Annotated in this window: 17 protein-coding genes and 1 riboswitch; of the genes, 11 read left to right on the forward strand and 6 right to left on the reverse strand. The window is 32.1% G+C overall.

From position 1 onward, the window contains the following. Nucleotides 1–8: 8 nt before the first annotated feature. On the reverse strand, nt 9–431 hold the full coding sequence (locus MHB47_RS05525) for a competence protein ComK (protein ID WP_340755559.1): 423 nt from the start codon (nt 429–431) through the stop codon (nt 9–11). Nucleotides 432–443: 12 nt separating this feature from the next. After that, nucleotides 444–914 carry a sigma-70 family RNA polymerase sigma factor gene (locus MHB47_RS05530; protein ID WP_340755561.1) on the reverse strand — a complete coding sequence of 157 codons (471 nt, stop codon included), beginning with the start codon at nt 912–914 and terminating at the stop codon, nt 444–446. A 220-nt stretch (nt 915–1,134) separates the two neighbouring features. On the opposite strand from MHB47_RS05530, the gene MHB47_RS05535 reads away from it, so the two are divergent. Continuing rightward, complete coding sequence (locus MHB47_RS05535) at nt 1,135–1,359, forward strand: hypothetical protein (protein ID WP_002507285.1); 225 nt, start codon at nt 1,135–1,137, stop codon at nt 1,357–1,359. A gap of 163 nt (nt 1,360–1,522) precedes the next feature. Further along, nucleotides 1,523–2,374, forward strand: coding sequence for an N-acetylglucosaminidase (locus MHB47_RS05540; protein ID WP_340755563.1), 852 nt, complete (start codon nt 1,523–1,525; stop codon nt 2,372–2,374). Between the two features lie 630 nt (nt 2,375–3,004). Here MHB47_RS05540 and MHB47_RS05545 read toward each other — a convergent pair. Continuing rightward, nucleotides 3,005–3,931: an osmoprotectant ABC transporter substrate-binding protein gene (locus MHB47_RS05545; protein ID WP_340755565.1), complete on the reverse strand. Its 927-nt coding sequence runs from the start codon at nt 3,929–3,931 to the stop codon at nt 3,005–3,007. 176 nt (nt 3,932–4,107) lie between these two features. On the opposite strand from MHB47_RS05545, the gene MHB47_RS05550 reads away from it, so the two are divergent. The 5 genes from MHB47_RS05550 to ribH all read left to right on the forward strand — a co-directional run bounded on the left by MHB47_RS05550 (nt 4,108) and on the right by ribH (nt 9,500). Beyond that, nucleotides 4,108–5,577 (forward strand): FAD/NAD(P)-binding protein, encoded by a 1,470-nt coding sequence (locus tag MHB47_RS05550; protein ID WP_340755567.1) that lies wholly within the window; start codon nt 4,108–4,110, stop codon nt 5,575–5,577. Nucleotides 5,578–5,859: 282 nt separating this feature from the next. Next, a riboswitch (FMN riboswitch) is annotated at nt 5,860–5,993 on the forward strand. Nucleotides 5,994–6,154: 161 nt separating this feature from the next. Further along, on the forward strand, nt 6,155–7,198 hold the full coding sequence (ribD, locus tag MHB47_RS05555) for a bifunctional diaminohydroxyphosphoribosylaminopyrimidine deaminase/5-amino-6-(5-phosphoribosylamino)uracil reductase RibD (RefSeq protein WP_340755569.1): 1,044 nt from the start codon (nt 6,155–6,157) through the stop codon (nt 7,196–7,198). 6 nt (nt 7,199–7,204) lie between these two features. Then, the gene (gene ribE / locus MHB47_RS05560) at nt 7,205–7,837 is read left to right on the forward strand and encodes a riboflavin synthase (protein ID WP_107515035.1); all 633 of its coding nucleotides are present in this window, start codon (nt 7,205–7,207) and stop codon (nt 7,835–7,837) included. Between the two features lie 10 nt (nt 7,838–7,847). Further along, nucleotides 7,848–9,029: a GTP cyclohydrolase II gene (ribA, locus tag MHB47_RS05565; protein WP_340755571.1), complete on the forward strand. Its 1,182-nt coding sequence runs from the start codon at nt 7,848–7,850 to the stop codon at nt 9,027–9,029. Between the two features lie 12 nt (nt 9,030–9,041). Next, nucleotides 9,042–9,500: a 6,7-dimethyl-8-ribityllumazine synthase gene (gene ribH, locus MHB47_RS05570; RefSeq protein ID WP_340755573.1), complete on the forward strand. Its 459-nt coding sequence runs from the start codon at nt 9,042–9,044 to the stop codon at nt 9,498–9,500. Between the two features lie 113 nt (nt 9,501–9,613). Here ribH and MHB47_RS05575 read toward each other — a convergent pair whose 3' ends face one another. Beyond that, the gene (locus MHB47_RS05575; protein ID WP_340755575.1) at nt 9,614–10,615 is read right to left on the reverse strand and encodes a proline dehydrogenase family protein; all 1,002 of its coding nucleotides are present in this window, start codon (nt 10,613–10,615) and stop codon (nt 9,614–9,616) included. 264 nt (nt 10,616–10,879) lie between these two features. Here MHB47_RS05575 and MHB47_RS05580 point away from each other — a divergent pair, with 264 nt between their 5' ends. The 3 genes from MHB47_RS05580 to MHB47_RS05590 all read left to right on the forward strand — a co-directional run bounded on the left by MHB47_RS05580 (nt 10,880) and on the right by MHB47_RS05590 (nt 13,462). Then, on the forward strand, nt 10,880–11,704 hold the full coding sequence (locus MHB47_RS05580; protein ID WP_340755577.1) for an alpha/beta hydrolase: 825 nt from the start codon (nt 10,880–10,882) through the stop codon (nt 11,702–11,704). Between the two features lie 250 nt (nt 11,705–11,954). Then, nucleotides 11,955–12,911, forward strand: coding sequence for an L-lactate dehydrogenase (locus MHB47_RS05585; protein WP_021339038.1), 957 nt, complete (start codon nt 11,955–11,957; stop codon nt 12,909–12,911). Between the two features lie 149 nt (nt 12,912–13,060). Then, on the forward strand, nt 13,061–13,462 hold the full coding sequence (locus MHB47_RS05590; RefSeq protein WP_021339039.1) for a transcriptional regulator, SarA/Rot family: 402 nt from the start codon (nt 13,061–13,063) through the stop codon (nt 13,460–13,462). 315 nt (nt 13,463–13,777) lie between these two features. Here the strand turns inward: MHB47_RS05590 and MHB47_RS05595 are convergent, their stop codons facing one another. Both MHB47_RS05595 and MHB47_RS05600 read right to left on the reverse strand, forming a co-directional pair. Beyond that, nucleotides 13,778–14,338, reverse strand: coding sequence for a tRNA (mnm(5)s(2)U34)-methyltransferase (locus MHB47_RS05595; RefSeq protein ID WP_107516751.1), 561 nt, complete (start codon nt 14,336–14,338; stop codon nt 13,778–13,780). Continuing rightward, the gene (locus MHB47_RS05600; RefSeq protein ID WP_056935740.1) at nt 14,335–15,288 is read right to left on the reverse strand and encodes a TIGR01212 family radical SAM protein; all 954 of its coding nucleotides are present in this window, start codon (nt 15,286–15,288) and stop codon (nt 14,335–14,337) included. The genes MHB47_RS05595 and MHB47_RS05600 overlap by 4 nt, the downstream gene beginning before the upstream one ends. 110 nt (nt 15,289–15,398) lie before the next feature. Here MHB47_RS05600 and MHB47_RS05605 point away from each other — a divergent pair, with 110 nt between their 5' ends. Further along, complete coding sequence (locus tag MHB47_RS05605; RefSeq protein ID WP_002507299.1) at nt 15,399–16,568, forward strand: MDR family MFS transporter; 1,170 nt, start codon at nt 15,399–15,401, stop codon at nt 16,566–16,568. Nucleotides 16,569–16,663 lie beyond the last annotated feature (95 nt).

The following is a 16,663-nucleotide window of genomic DNA, read 5'->3' on the forward strand; positions in this document are numbered from 1 at the left end:
GGATAGCGCTATGTTGAATGGTGAGAAAGTGTTAAACTTTCTTGCCATTTTTTATGAATAAATAGATAGGGAGCATTGACTGTAATATAGGTAGCGTTCTCAAAATATATAATTGTTTGTGTGCCCTTTGACTTTAATCCAGTGATTGGAATTGCATTAATATAATATTGTATTGGTGAGCGCTGTGGCTTTATTGGGAATAATGTTATATCGCTATTAATAAATATTGGAACGAGTTTACGTATTTTTAGTAAATGTTTGGCTTGTTTTGTCTGAAGAGTTAAAGATAAATGTCTTGATTCTAAAAAATACTTTAATGTGAGATTAATTGTAGTAGGGTAAATGAATTGGTGTGTTGTATATTGGCTTATTGTTAATATTTCTGGCCCAACAACTGTTTTGAAATAGAGTAGTTTAGTAAGTGGAGTCATATCATATTCACCTCAATCATGGGTATAAAATTTTAAATGTTTTTGTCGAATTCGTTTTTGATAGTTTTTTAAAGTTGAGACAGAACAATTTAGAAGTTTTGCAATTTCATATTGTTTAAGTCCTGCAAATTTTAATAGTAGCCATTGCTGTTCTTTATCAGTCAATAACGATAAAAATTGTTGAAATACTAGCATGTTGACATAATCATCATTAATTAAAGAAGATTTAACTTCTTGTTCTGAAATATCAACTAGAGTTAGAGCTTGGTGTTTGCGGAAAAGGTCTATCAAATAGAAATTTAATCGTGAATATAAGAAAGTGTTTAATGAGCTGCGTTTTTGTGAATTGTAGATTTTACTTAGCTCCCACATTTTAATTAAGAGGAGTTGAGCATATTCATCATAATTGTACTGAATATTGTATTTTTTTAATAGATAATGAATAATATATTTGTATTTTTTATAAACTTCTTCGAAGGTCATTCATTCTCTCCATTGTCGTATATACAACATGTATTTCCGGATGTTATTATTTTATTATAAGAAATAGTAATTTTCATTTGCCAAATAGGGATAATAGGTGTTAAATAGTAGTCATAAGATAGATAAATTTTAAGTTTTATAACATTAGCGCGTATTCAACTTAAAGATATAACACTTTAGAGGTATATTATTATCTTCGGACAATTATCAGGAGGTTTATATGGATTACGCATATTTAAATTTAGAACATTTTTTTGCAAGGCATGATGATTTGGATCTGATTAAAGATAAATCAGATTTTGTTATGATAAACAACATGGCAAAAGAAATGATGTATCGGGACGGGGAAATAGAAGGTACGATTGATTTAAATCGTTATTTTTATAAAAATAGATCACAAGCTGCAAGCTTTATTATAATGGATTATTATAAAAGTCAAGAGTAATGAAATTAAAATTTCATTACTTTTTTTATGAATATGTAACAACGTTCATATTAAATTGTCTGTTCAAGTAATTAGTGTTAAACTTTATTATCGGATAGCTTTAAAGCTATGATACATATGACGAAGGCGTGTCCTTCCTAATTATTACCTAAGAGGTGTAAACATGACGAAGCATAAAAAAGGCTCAATTCTATCAATCATTGGTTTATTGATAGTCTTAGGTGTAGCTGCGGTTGTTGTTTTTTCAATGATCTCAGATCAAATCTTTTTTAAAGAAGTTGACGAACAAGAAAAAGTGGAAAATCTTAAAGTAACTTTGGATAAAGCATCTAAAAAACAAATCGATAATTATACTAGCCAACAAATTTCAAGTAAAGATAATAAAACATGGAGAGATGCGTCATCTACTGAGATAAAATCTGCGATGAATAGTAGTGAATTTATTGAAAGTGATACGCAAAAATACCAATTTTTAGAATTAGATAAGTATCAAGGTATTGATGAAAATAGAATAAAACGTATGCTCATAGATAACCCTACACTGTTAGAGCATTCAGATGATTTTATAAAAGCCGCACAAGACAAGCACGTTAATGAAGTTTATTTAATTTCACATGCGCTACTTGAAACAGGCTCTGCTAAAAGTGAACTTGCAAGTGGTGTAGAAATTGATGGTAAAAAATATTATAACTTCTTTGGTGTAGGTGCACTTGATGAAGATCCAATTAAAACAGGTTCAGAATATGCTAAAAAACATGGCTGGGACACACCACAAAAAGCAATTAGTGGTGGGGCTAACTTTATTCATGATCACTTTTTATCTAATGATGATCAAAACACGCTTTATAGTATGAGATGGAACCCTAAAAATCCAGGAGAACATCAATATGCTACAGACATTAAGTGGGCTGAAAGTAATGCGACTTTAATGGCTCATTTCTATGAAGATATGAAAACAGAAGGCAAATATTATAAATATTTTGTTTATAAAGATGATGAAAAACACAAAAAATAGATAAGCGTTTGAAATATTAATTTCTACTACAATAGAAAACTAACAGAACGTAGATAAGAGGCTGATACAAAATACATGTATCAGCCTCAATTATTATATTGGCAGTGGCTTACTGATTTGAAAATGCGCTTTTATCAAGCTTTTAAAGAACTACTACTTCATTTATGAAGAAAAGTAGTTCTTTTGCAAGAGCTTCAACTCTTGTATTCCATTTTCTAGTCAGCTTTGCCGAACTGTCTCATACGATGAAATCTTATTAAAAAAATAGATTTCTGTCCCACTCCCATCAGACTGTCGACAAAGCCCTCGACTTTGTCGACAGTCTTTTGTTCAGGCTTTCCGCGGCACTACTTAGACTGTAATCTTCGGCTAATACTTTATAAACGAGTCAAAAGTCAGCCCAAATTACTGCCAATATTATAATATATACAAAAGAGTCTCCAATTTTGGAAACTCTTTATTGTTATTCTATTTTATTTTTTTGGCTTATAAGAATGAAGAACATGAGTGCTGATATAAACACTTTTATAGTAAATTTCATATTATCACTTCCTAGTCTATGCCAACATGTTAACATTAATTGGGTGTGAAGATACATCGATAACTACTCACAAATGCATATACTGTGCATTATTCTTTTTCAAAGTAATTGTGCTCTTTTAAAAATTCTTCTGCAACAACTGCTGGTTCTTTGCCTTCTCCATCTGCTTCATAATTTAATTTTTGCATTTGCTCCGTACTTATTTTATCGTTCAATTTATTAAGTGCTTTCCTAACTTCTGGTTGCTCTTTTAAAAGTTTGTTTGGTGCTACAGCACTTGCATCATATGTTGGGAAGAACTTTTTATCGTCTTCAAGTACTACTAAATCATAAGCTGCAATTCTACCATCGGTCGTATAGCCTAGTGCAACATCTAATTTTTTGCTTTTCAAAGCATCGTAAACGAGTCCAATTTGCATCGGTTTAATTGAATTAAAAGCAAAACCATAATGCTCTTGGAAAGGTGCGTATCCATCACCACCACGTTTAATCCAAGTTGTATCTGTTCCTACGTCTACTTCATCTTTTACTTTTTCTAAATCTGAAACAGTCTGTAAATCATATTTTTCTGCAGTTTCTTTAGTTACCATAAAGGCAAAGGTATTTTCAAAACCATATGAATCAAAAAAGGTCTGATTAAATTTTTGCTGAAACAACTTTTTAGTTAAATTCATCGCTTTTTTAGGATCAGTAATGGGCTCAGACTCAAGGACACCCACTAAATCTGTTCCAGTATATCGGGTGCTCGAGATATCTGCATCGTCATTCATTAGTGCATTATGCTGGATTGTTGCTGAGCCTAAGTTATTAATGATTGAACCTTTAATTTCACCTTCTGTATCATGTTCGATAAGGTTTATTATCATATATGCCATGATTTGAGATTCACTCGTAGCCAACGCTGAAACTTTAATCTCGTCCTTTGACTGGCTTCCACCAAGCCCTGGCAATCCACAACCGGATAATAATATTGTGCTTGCTATAATTAAAAAAAATAAATGTTTTGAAAATTTCATTGTCTAGCTCCTTAAAATAAGTACAGAAATAATATTTTTTCAATATATTAATATTAACATATTCATCAAAATATTATAACAACGCTAAATTGTACGGTAGTTGAATAGATTAGCATGTAATATAAGGTTAATCATTGCTATAATGAATATAAATAAATTTAATAAGGATGTGTACAATGCGAATAGCTATCATAGGAATGGGCACAGCAGGTGTAAGCTTGCTGAAAGAATTAGTGAAACATGATAATTTTGCAACGATGAATATAGACATGTACGATAATCCTAAAAATATGGGGCAAGGTGTACCTTTTCAAAATGACAGTGATCAATTATTAATAAATGTGCCTGCCAAACAAATGACTTTGAATTTAGAGAATCAAGGCGAGTTTTATGAATGGTACAAATCACAATCGATATTTAAGTTTTCAAACCCGGAGTATTTACCTAGGTTTATATTTGGACATTATATGAAAGATTTTTTAGAAAAATATAATCACCAATTTGAAAATATCCAGATGATTAAAGAAGAAGTGTCAGAAGTTTTCATTGAGGCTGATGTAGGTCAAACAGATGTTAAATATTATGTTTGTACTTCGAAAGACATGTCAAATTGTCAAAAGTATGATGTTGTATTTTTAACAATTGGTACAATGTCATACCATGACCCGTATCATTTGAAAGGAAAAAAAGGATATATTCATACACCTTATCCAACTTATAATACGTTAGATGATGTAAATGAAACTGACAGAATTGCAATCATTGGCACAGGTTTAGCATCTTTAGATGTAATTCGTTATGTTACTGCACATCATCCTAAATTACCAATTACTTTAACTAGTCGCAAAGGTCAATTGCCAAGTGTAAGAGGTGAAATGCCTGACATTGAATTTAAATACTTAACACCTGAAAATTTTAATGCAATAAAGAATGAAAATTTCGGAAACGTACCTTTGGAACAAGCGCTAAGTTTATTTTTGAAAGATTGTGCATATTATAATATTGCAATTGAAAAATTAGTGCACCGTAGACAAAATGACCCAGTGAAGGATTTAACATATGATTTAGAACACGAAACTGAATTAGGGGCGTTCCAAAGTATACTTGAATTAGTAAAAGAAAATTTAAATTGGATATGGAATAGTTTCAGTAGAGAAGATCAAAAACAATTTTTAAAAGATTACCAATCTATATTAAAGGATAATTCTAACCCCATGCCTCCACGTACGGCTAAATTAATAATAGATCATATTAAAAATGGGACTATTGAAATTAAAAGTGGTTTAGAGAATGTTCAGTATGAAGCAAGTCAATTTTATTTCAAATACAAAAATGAAACAGAGGCAGTTCATAAATTCGATGTCGTAATTAATGCTACTGGTTCAAAAACGCAACTTTCAGATCTTGATAGTGATGATCAATTGATTTTAAATCTTGAAAATAGACAGGTTGTACAAGCACATCCGCTTGGTGGTATTCAAATTATTGCTGAAACAAATCAAATTATAAGTCCGCGCTACGGAACTCTTAAACACATGTACGCATTAGGTCAACTAACAAATGGAATTAATCAGTCTCGTAATGGTGTAGCTATGATAGTTAAACAAGCGGTTAGCGTAGTAAATCAGTTGTTAGCAGATAAGTGATTGTAAAATGAATTCTTTAGCAGTATATTTTGTGAGAGTTTAATTTTTTAATAATAACTAAATTATAAAGGGTATAAAAGTCATAATGAAAATTAATTTATTTTTTATTAATTTGAGTAAAAAGCTTTTCTTATTAGTATTTAAAGCATTTTAATAATAATAATACGTTGAAAATAAAGCCGACTTAGATAATATGAATTGTCATTCTGCCTAAAATGTAGTACGATATTGATGTAACTTAGTAAGAGTTACTTGACTCAATCATTATTTACAATTTCATAGATATTCTTTCGGGGCAGGGTGAAATTCCCAACCGGCAGTAAACAAAGCCTGCGACCTGCATTTGATTATTCAAATGTGGCTGATCTAGTGAGATTCTAGAGCCGACAGTAAAGTCTGGATGGGAGAAAGAATGAAGTATAACAAAAATGACACTTTTTAAGTGTTTATTTGGCATACACTTATATTTGAAAGTGGATAAGTGTATTTAGTTTGAAGCTAATGATGTTATATCAATATATATCCCACACCTGAAATATTTTATTTCAGGTGTTTTTTATTATTTAGAGGTGATAATGTGAGTCAATATTTAAATTATGCAATCCAATTAGCAAAAATGGTAAGTGGTCAAACGGGCGTAAACCCACCTGTAGGCGCGGTAGTTGTTAAAGACGGACGAATCGTAGGTATGGGCGCACACTTGAAAAAAGGCGATAAACATGCTGAAGTACAAGCGTTAGATATGGCACAAGATGAAGCTAAAGATGCTACTATATTTATTTCATTAGAGCCATGTACACATTTTGGTTCAACGCCACCTTGTGTGAATAAAATTATCGATTTTGGCATAAAGAAAGTCATATATGCTGTTAAAGATACGACTTTACCCTCTAACGGTGACGAAATATTACAACATGCAGGAATAGAAGTTGAATTTCGTCATAATGCAGAAGCAGAAGACTTGTATAAAGATTTCTTTATAAGCAAAAGTAAAGAGGTACCTGAAGTGTCAGTTAAAGTTGCTTGTAGTTTAGACGGTAAACAGGCTACTGACGAAGGTGAAAGTAAATGGATTACGAATAAAGCCGTCAAAGCTGATGTTTTCAACTTACGTCATACGCATGATGCTGTACTTACAGGTAGAGGCACATTAGTTGCAGATAACCCTCAATATACAACACGAATTGAGGAAGGTAAGCATCCAATAAAAGTGATTTTATCGCAATCAGGCCAAATTGATTTTGAATTAGACATGTTCAAAAATGCTAATACACCTATTTGGATTTATACACAAAATGAAAACTTAAAAACAGATATTGAACAGGTGGAAATTATTATTTTAACTGATTGTTCAATTGAAAATATTTTAATAGATTTATATCAAAAGGGAATTGGAAAATTATTGGTAGAAGCGGGTCCAACCGTAACTTCAGCATTTCTTCAATCTCAATATACGAATGAACTTATCTTATATTATGCCCCGAAAATTATAGGTGGTTCTGGTAATTATCAATTTTATCAAACTAAAAATATTTTTGGATTATCAGAAGTACCACAATTCGAAATTGTTAATACCCAAATGCTTGAGCAAAACATTAAATTAGAGTTGCGAAAGAAGTGAATAACCATGTTTACCGGTATTGTTGAAGAAATAGGCACGATTAAAAAAATAACGACACAACAATCTGTAGTTAACTTAACAATTGATTGCGAGACCATCTTATCAGACATGCATATAGGAGATTCTATAAGTGTGAATGGCGCATGTTTAACTGTTGTTGATTTTAATAAGCATTCGTTCTCTGTACAAGTAATTAAAGGTACAGAAAATAAAACTTATCTGAATCATTTAAACCAATCTGCAGAAGTGAATTTAGAAAGAGCGATGAGTGGTCAAGGTCGTTTTGGAGGTCACTTTGTGCTAGGACATGTAGATGAAGTAGCTAAGATTACACGTATACAAGCATCAGATAATTCTAAAATTGTAACAATTAAGCCTACTACTACGCTTATTAAACAAATGGTGCCACAAGGGTCCATAACTGTAGATGGCGTAAGCTTAACTATTTTTCAATTAAAAGATGCTGAATTCGATATCCATCTTATTCCTGAAACGCGAAGATCCACAATTTTAAATCAAAAACGTGTAGGTGATCCGGTCCATATTGAAACTGATATGTTATTCAAATATGTAGAGAGAATTGTCAGTAATAATGAATCAGGATTAAATACCGAAAAACTTAGAGCATTTGGATTTTAGGAGGGGTAGTATGAAATTAGATAGTATAGAGACAGCACTTACAGAACTGAAAAAAGGTAGAAGTATTGTTGTCGTTGATGATGAAAATAGAGAGAACGAAGGCGATTTAGTAGCTGTGACAGAATGGATGCAAGATAATACCGTTAATTTCATGGCGAAATATGGTAGAGGACTCATTTGTGCGCCAATTAGCAAAGGTATAGCTGGAAAATTAGAACTCAATCCAATGGTGAGTGATAACTCTGATATCTATGGTACACAATTTACTGTGAGTGTCGATCATATTAATACGACGACAGGTATTAGTGCTGGAGAAAGAACAATGACAGCAAAAGCGTTAATAGAGGAAAATGCAACAGCTAGTGATTTTAATAAACCAGGCCACTTATTCCCCTTAATTGCACAAGATGATGGTGTGTTAGAAAGACGTGGCCATACAGAAGCATCTGTAGATTTAGCTAAACTAACTGGCGCAAAACCAGCAGCATTAATTTGTGAAATTATGAATGAAGATGGTTCTATGGCTAAAGGTAAAGAATTAGAAGCCTTTAAGGAGAAGCATGAGCTTGTAATGATTTCTATTGAAGATTTAGAAACATATAGAAAATCATTAACATCTAAGTTAGAAGCAAAAGCAAAAGTGAAGTTGCCTACTAAACATGGTAAGTTTGATATGTATGGTTTTACTTCTCAGACGAATGAAGAAGAACTTGTGGCTATTGTAAGTGGAGACATAAAGAAAACAGAAAATGTGCGTATTCATTCTTCTTGTCTAACAGGCGATATTTTTCATAGTCAAAGATGTGATTGCGGTGAACAACTTGAAGCTTCAATGAAATATATAAGTGAGCATGGTGGCATTATTTTATATTTACCTCAAGAAGGTAGAGGCATTGGTTTAATTAATAAGTTAAAAGCATATGAACTTATTGAACAAGGTTATGATACTGTGACAGCTAATATTGCTTTAGGTTTCGACGAAGATTTGAGAGATTATAAAGACGCCGCGAGAATTTTAAAATATTTTGGCATTGAAAGCGTGAATTTGTTAAGTAATAATCCCAAAAAATTTGAAAGTCTAGAAACTTATGGTGTGAATATTAATAAAAGAATTGATCTTGTAGTTCCAACAAATAAATTTAATCAAGATTATATGGATACGAAAAAAGAAAAAATGGGTCATTTAATATAGGAGGTCAATAGGATGAATTTTGAAGGTAAATTAATAGGTTCCGATTTAAAAGTAGCAATTGTTGTAAGTAGGTTTAATGATTTTATTACAAACCGTTTATTAGATGGTGCAAAAGATACTTTAGTAAGACACGAAGTACCAAAAGAAAATATTGATGTGGCATATGTACCAGGCGCATTTGAAATTCCATTAGTAGCTAAGAAATTAGCTCAAAAAGGTGAATATGATTCAGTGATTACGTTAGGTTGTGTAATAAGAGGATCTACTTCTCATTATGATTATGTGTGTAATGAAGTGGCGAAAGGTGTTTCTAAGGCAAATGATGTTGCTGATACACCAGTTATCTTCGGTGTTGTAACAACTGAAAATATTGAACAAGCAGTAGAACGTGCAGGCACAAAAGCAGGGAATAAAGGTGCAGACGCAGCAATTAGTGCAATAGAAATGGCTAATTTATTAAAAGAAATATAATAGAATAAGATTGAAACGTCAACGTTTATATAACTGGATATAGGCGTTTCTACTAAAATAAAAAGAATTGGACAACAACGATTTCGTTAAGTCCAATTCTTTTTTGTTCACTATTATTTTTTGAAAAGGCGATATACTAAGGCACTAGCTGCTCCAAAGGCTGCAACTGTACCTGTAACAACGCCCGCTTTTTTCATTACTTCGGGTTTCATTAACTCTTTAAACATTAAATTTAAATTTTGAGGTCGTTCAGCTAGTCGTCTCATAAAGTAACTAAACCAATCATCCCCATATGGTACATAAATACAGAAATTGTTACCTTCCCCAGCTATTTTCTCCGCTAAATCAGTACGGAAACCATACAACATTTGAAATTCATACTGATTTTTTTCGATATTATTATCTTTGATAAATTGTTTTATATGTGTAATAACTTTATCATCATGAGTTGCAATTGACGTTACATTTTTAGCGTTTAATAATCTTTTTTCAATTAAACGTATGTAATTTTCGTCAATGTCTTCTTTAGTTTGATAAGCTATTGTATCACTTTCTTTATATGCGCCTTTAACCATGCGCAATCGTAATTCTGGATATTTTTCTACAAGTGTATCAGCTTCATATAAATAACCTTGAATAACGGTACCTACATTTTTGAATTCACCTTTTAAACGGTCTAACACTTGCGTGATGTCAAATAAACTATCATACTTTTCAGTATCAATATTAATATGCATATTATTAAACTCATTCGCTTTTAATAATATTTCACGTAGATTGCGATAAGCAAGATCCAAATCAAATTCAGAGCCTAACTGGCTTAATTTAATAGACATGTGACCATCTAAGCTATGATTATAAATAGCGTACATCACTTCTAATATTTGATCTTTTGATTGAATTGCTTCACCTTCAGTTACAACAAATTCTCCAAGGCAATCTACAGTAACTGTAATTCCCTTGCTGTTTAGACGTTCAATTGTGTTTAATAAGGCTTCGATTGTATTGCCAGCAACCACTTTATTAGCACCGAGCATTGGACCGATTTCCTTAGCAGTCTTATTTAAAAAAGGGTTGTTAGATAACCCGATAAAAAAATTTTTCACAATTGGCATATTAATTCCTCCCATTCTGCTTACAGCTGATCTTTCAATATAAGTGTAGCATGAATCTAAAGGGAATGAAATCGTTTACAATAGAATATATTACACTTTATTTTATTAAATACACTTATAGCAAAGTGTTGATTATAAGATACTTTTTATTTCTAAAACAAATTGAGTTTTTCACGTCCATGGCTATCTTTAAAATGGAAAAAGTACATCATATTTTGATACAATAAATATAATGAAATTTAACGAGAAGGGGAAGTATGTATTATGTGGAAATGGGAAACCGAAAAGGAAGCTAAAGGTGTCGTTGTAATTGCACATAACATGCTTGAACATACGGGAAGATACGCATATGTAATTACGATGCTTCGCCGAAATGGATATCATGTTATTATGGGCGATTTACCTGGCCAAGGGCAAACGTCACGTTCTAACAAAGGTCAAATTGACAGTTTTGATGTATATCATGAGCATATTTTAGAGTGGATTAGAATAGCGAATGAGTATAAAATACCTACTTACGTGTTAGGTGTCGGTTTAGGTGGTTTAATTACACTTAATTTACTTGAAAAAGTAGAAGTACCAATTGAAGGTTTGATGCTTTTATCTCCACTTTTAGAATTTAAAAAGAGTAATAAATCTCGTAAAGACAAAATAATTTCAAATATAGGTAAAGTAGCTAAAGACACAAGATTTAAAGTGGGAATCACGGTTGAAGACTTAACACGAAACGAAGAAGTAATTGAAGAAACAAAAAATGACCAGTTGATGTTGCAGAAAGTAACTTATCACTGGTATAAACAAATCATAGAAATTATGAAAGAAACAGTAACACATTTAACTGATATTAAACGGTTACCACTACTGTTAATGTATGGTCTAGAAGATCAAGTTGCAGATACATCAACAATGGAATTAATTAAAGACAAAGTGAAAACGGATGAATTATATTTCAAAGCATGGGAAGGACTTTATCATGAGGTACATAATGAACCCGAAAGAGATGAAGTAATGAGATATATATTGGCATTTTTAAATAATAGTGCAAGCAATAACGGCTTTATTGTACATGATGAACATGAAGTATCTTAGTTAAAAGCATCACCACACTAAAATAGAGTAAGAAAAGCGTCAGATAACATTTTATGGTATCTGATGCTTTTCTTATAAAATATCATTTAGAATAAAGGGCATGTACCTCGCTATAATGAATGTTATAGAAATAATTTTGTGAAATAAATCACAATTTTATTGAAAAACTCATAGAATACTGTTATATTTATATTGTGAAATAAATCACAAATAATAACTTAACGATTGAATACGTGAGGAGCGTCATATAATGAAACAAGTTAAAAATAATAAAGTAGTTTTAATAGGTGATGGGGCAGTAGGCTCAAGTTATGCTTTTGCGTTAGTAGCTCAAGGTGTTGCAGATGAATTAGTAATTATTGATTTAGACGAAGAAAAAGTTAAGGGCGACGTCATGGATTTAAATCACGGTGCGCCATATGGTGATTCACCAGTGAAAATCAAAGCAGGTACATATAATGAATGTACAAATGCAGATTTAGTCGTCATTACTGCTGGTGCAGCTCAAAAACCAGGTGAAACACGCTTAGATCTTATTGAAAAAAATACCAAAATTTTTAAAGGAATTGTTTCTGAAGTTATGAAATCTGGATTCGATGGTATTTTCTTGATTGCTACAAATCCAGTAGATGTCTTAACATATGTGACATACAAAGTATCAGGTTTACCAAAAGAAAAAGTGATAGGTTCTGGTACAATTTTAGATACAGCACGTTTTAAATATGAGTTAGCTGAAGAATTTGGCGTTTCATCAGGAAGCGTGCATGGTCAAATTATCGGTGAACATGGTGATTCAGAATTAGCGGTATGGTCTCAAGCTAATATTGCTGGTCAATCTTTATATCAACTTTTAAAAGATGATCCTGAAAAACAACACAGAGTTGAAGAGATTTTTACAAATACGCGTGATGCAGCTTACGATATAATACAAGCAAAAGGTGCGACGTATTATGGGATTGCAATGGGGTTACTACACATTACTAAAGCAATTTTAAATAATCAAAATGTTGTATTAACAGTTTCTAGTTATTTAGAGGGTGAATACAACCAAGAAGAAGTCTATATTGGTGTACCAACACAAGTAAATAAAGAAGGTGCTGTAAAAGTTTTTGAAATGCCTCTAGACAGCCATGAGCGCAAATTATTCGAAAAATCAGCCACTATTTTGAAAGAAATGCAAAATAAAATAACTCATATAATTGCATAATTCATAGTTTAAATTTAAACTGTATATAAGATTAATTTTATTAAAAATTCTAATGTTAATTCAGTGAAGAATTTATTTACTAAGAATGATGTTTTTTGATAAATTAATTTTACATGTTTAACTTTATACTATGATTGGGGGATTATTCTATGGGGAAGACATTTACTGATAATGTTGATGGTGTTTTAAGATTAGAAATGGTGTTGAATGACATCGAAGATATCTTTAACAAAGTTCAAAAGCAGTACAAGATGTCGAAAGAAGAAATTTTGATTCTTTTAACGCTTTGGAAAGAAGGATCGATGACTTTAAAGGAAATGGATGATTTTGTGCACATTAAATCTTATAAGCGTACAAGAACTTATAATGATTTAGTGGAAAAAGCGTGGATCATTAAAGAAAGACCACAAAATGACGAACGTACAGTTATCATTCATTTCAATGAAGATTTAAAAGCGCAACGGGAAAGCCTTTTAAATTTCTTCAAAGAAGAAATTGAATCAAAATCAACTAGCATTCAAACTAGTCTTAAATCTATCATTAACTTATAGGGAATAAGCAAAGCCTCGGTAGTCAAATACCGAGGCTTTTGTTTGTCTTTTTTATTTTATTATAAATAAGGTTTGTGCATACTTTCCTCAGGGCTCCTCAGGGCTAGCTTTAGCTTATAGTCTTTAGCTCAATCCTTCCACACAGGAGTCGTGCTAAATCATTGATAGTAATTAAAAATCTCAAACAAACTAAACGTAAATAATACAAGTTTGGTTTGTTTGAGATTTAAAATAGTTATTTTATCTTCGAATAAATTGTTAATAACCGTGGTTGCGTTAAGAAATTATACCTTGAAATCATGAGGTATTCACAGTCTAAATTTTTTCAAGTGCACAGATAAACGGCGGGTTATTCTGTTGGTTAATAAATTGATATTGCAATACATGTGCTTTAGTTTGGTCAAACTGTGATAAATAATCAATTAAAGCATCACGTTCTAACTTGCCTTCATCATGACCATGATAAATCACTAATATAATGACGCCTTCTGGAGCTAATATATCAAAAATTGCGTTGATAGCTGATAATGTACTTTCAGGTTGGGTAACAATCGATTTATCACCTTTAGGTAAATATCCTAAATTGAAAATGGCAGCATCCACTTTACCAACTTCAATATCTGGAATATGCTGTTTTACATGTGCATGGCTATCTTGAATCAACGTTACATTGTGATAACCTTCAGTTTTTAGTTTTGTATTGCTAATAGCTTCTGTTTGGATATCCAATGCATATACTTTACCGTGAGGCACTTGTTGCGCAAGAAAAAGTGTGTCATTGCCATTACCACAAGTAGCATCTATGACAATGCTTTCTGATGTAATATGTTGTTGAAGCAACGTTTTCGCAAATGGTAAAATACGTTCTAATTTCATGATTTTATCTTACTTTCAAAATGTTTTCCTTGATATGATTCTCTGCGACCAAGTTCATTATCGATTTCGTTCAGTACTTCCCATTTATTTACGCTCCACATTGGGCCTACCATTAAATCAATCGGACCATCACCAGTAATTCTATGAACAATCATTTCTTTTGGAATAATTTCTAATTGGTCACAAACTAATTTAGTATATTCATCCTGTGACATAAATTCTAACATGCCTTTATCGTACTGTTTCACCATTGGTGTGCCTTTAAGTAAATGTAGTAAATGGATTTTAATACCTTGGACGTCCATTTGAGCGACTTCTTTAGCCGTCTCCATCATCATTGTATAGTCTTCACCTGGCAAACCATTAATAATATGTGTACAAATATTAATGTTATGTTTCCGTAATTTGGCGATACCTTCATAATATGTTTGCATATCGTGCGCGCGATTGATTAAATCTGATGTTTCTTGGTGAACTGTTTGTAAACCAAGTTCTACCCATAAATATGTACGCTCGTTTAACTCTGCCAAATACTCAACCACATCATCAGGTAAACAATCAGGTCGTGTACCTATTGAAAGGCCAACAACACCAGGTTCCTTCAAAGCAGTTTCATATTTTTCACGTAATTCTTCGACAGGTGCATGCGTATTTGTAAATGCTTGGAAGTAAGCAATGTATTGACCGTCACTCCATTTTTCGTGCATTCTATCTTTTATTTGTTGAAATTGTACATCGATTGGATCCACACGATTACCTGCAAAATCTCCGCTACCTGCAGCTGAACAGAAAGTACATCCTCCATGTGCTACAGTACCGTCTCTATTAGGACAATCAAAGCCACCGTCAATTGCTACTTTGAAAATCTTTTGTCCGAATTTATTTTTTAAGTGATAATTCCAAGTGTGATATCTTTTATTCTCGAATGCGTAAGGGAAAAATTGTCCCATAAAACATTTTCCTTTCTGAATTCATTCTAGTTAAAGATTTTAACATATTTTAATGATATAGTGTTTAGTGTAAAATTAGAAATTTTAAAAATAGAGAGGAGCTTACTGTTATGAAAATGCCTAAATCAGTGTGGTGGTTAGTTATTGGGATGGCATTAAATATCACTGGCTCAAGTTTTTTATGGCCCTTAAATACAATTTATATGAATGAACAATTAGATAAAAGTCTTACAATGGCTGGTTTTGTCCTAATGATCAATTCGTTTGGTATGGTTATTGGTAATTTATTAGGTGGTAATTTATTTGATAAATTAGGTGGCTACCCAACGATTATGATAGGTACAGTTATATGTTTAATCAGTACAACGCTATTAAATTTCTTCCATGGGTGGCCTTGGTATGCGGTTTGGCTCGTAGCATTAGGTTTTGGCGGGGGTATGATTATTCCAGCTATTTATGCACTCGCAGGCGCTGCATGGCCTCAAGGTGGCCGCCAAACATTTAACGCAATCTATTTAGCGCAAAATTTAGGCGTCGCTATAGGAGCAGCATCCGGAGGTTTTGTGGCAGAGTTGAGTTTCAATTACATATTTATAGCAAACTTATTAATGTATGTAGCATTTGCAGTTGTAGCAATCACACAATTTAATATTAAACTTGATGTGAAAGTAAAATCGAATGATACGATGTCCTTATTATCTAAACAAAACAGAGTTCAATTTATTGCGCTATCACTATTATGTGTGATGTTTAGTATTTGTTGGATTGCATATATTCAATGGGAGAGTACGATTGCTTCTTTCACTCAAGAAATTAATATGTCAATGAGCCAATACAGTTTGTTATGGACTGTTAATGGTATTATGATTCTGGTTGCACAACCGCTAATTATGCCGGTAATCAGGTTACTAAAAGGTAATTTAAAATATCAAATGTTGGTAGGTATAGCGATTTTCATAATGTCGTTCTTAGTGACAAGTTTTGCTGAACAATTTTCAGTGTTCATGATAGGTATGATTATACTAACATTAGGTGAAATGTTTGTTTGGCCAGCCGTTCCAACAATTGCGAATCAATTAGCTCCAAAAGGAAAAGAAGGGGCGTTTCAAGGGTATGTTAACTCAGCAGCAACTGTAGGCAAGGCTTTTGGTCCGCTTATAGGCGGAGTTCTTGTAGATACATTTAATATGCAAGCGATGTTTTTAAGTATGATAGGTTTACTTGTTATCGCAGTGTTTTTCTTAATGATTTATGATAGGAAATTACCAAAAGATGTATAAATTTCACATGGAAAATAAAAATTATAATCATTTTATCGAACAGGTGTAAGGTTGCCTGTTCGATTTTTTTATAAAAACTAATAAATCGCAACACA

The organism is Staphylococcus sp. FSL K6-3157 (genome assembly GCF_038005145.1).
In the GTDB taxonomy this organism is placed as follows: domain Bacteria; phylum Bacillota; class Bacilli; order Staphylococcales; family Staphylococcaceae; genus Staphylococcus; species Staphylococcus equorum.

Bases quoted from the DNA above. Each gene is read 5' to 3' on its own strand.
- MHB47_RS05525 (WP_340755559.1), bottom strand. From the start codon at position 431: ATGACTCCACTTACTAAACTACTCTATTTCAAAACAGTTGTTGGGCCA.
- MHB47_RS05600 (WP_056935740.1), bottom strand. From the start codon at position 15,288: ATGGGACAATTTTTCCCTTACGCATTCGAGAATAAAAGATATCACACT.
- MHB47_RS05605 (WP_002507299.1), top strand. From the start codon at position 15,399: ATGAAAATGCCTAAATCAGTGTGGTGGTTAGTTATTGGGATGGCATTA.
- MHB47_RS05550 (WP_340755567.1), top strand. From the start codon at position 4,108: ATGCGAATAGCTATCATAGGAATGGGCACAGCAGGTGTAAGCTTGCTG.
- ribA (WP_340755571.1), top strand. From the start codon at position 7,848: ATGAAATTAGATAGTATAGAGACAGCACTTACAGAACTGAAAAAAGGT.
- MHB47_RS05595 (WP_107516751.1), bottom strand. From the start codon at position 14,338: ATGAAATTAGAACGTATTTTACCATTTGCGAAAACGTTGCTTCAACAA.
- ribE (WP_107515035.1), top strand. From the start codon at position 7,205: ATGTTTACCGGTATTGTTGAAGAAATAGGCACGATTAAAAAAATAACG.
- MHB47_RS05585 (WP_021339038.1), top strand. From the start codon at position 11,955: ATGAAACAAGTTAAAAATAATAAAGTAGTTTTAATAGGTGATGGGGCA.
- MHB47_RS05580 (WP_340755577.1), top strand. From the start codon at position 10,880: ATGTGGAAATGGGAAACCGAAAAGGAAGCTAAAGGTGTCGTTGTAATT.
- MHB47_RS05590 (WP_021339039.1), top strand. From the start codon at position 13,061: ATGGGGAAGACATTTACTGATAATGTTGATGGTGTTTTAAGATTAGAA.
- MHB47_RS05530 (WP_340755561.1), bottom strand. From the start codon at position 914: ATGACCTTCGAAGAAGTTTATAAAAAATACAAATATATTATTCATTAT.
- MHB47_RS05535 (WP_002507285.1), top strand. From the start codon at position 1,135: ATGGATTACGCATATTTAAATTTAGAACATTTTTTTGCAAGGCATGAT.
- ribH (WP_340755573.1), top strand. From the start codon at position 9,042: ATGAATTTTGAAGGTAAATTAATAGGTTCCGATTTAAAAGTAGCAATT.
- MHB47_RS05575 (WP_340755575.1), bottom strand. From the start codon at position 10,615: ATGCCAATTGTGAAAAATTTTTTTATCGGGTTATCTAACAACCCTTTT.
- MHB47_RS05545 (WP_340755565.1), bottom strand. From the start codon at position 3,931: ATGAAATTTTCAAAACATTTATTTTTTTTAATTATAGCAAGCACAATA.
- MHB47_RS05540 (WP_340755563.1), top strand. From the start codon at position 1,523: ATGACGAAGCATAAAAAAGGCTCAATTCTATCAATCATTGGTTTATTG.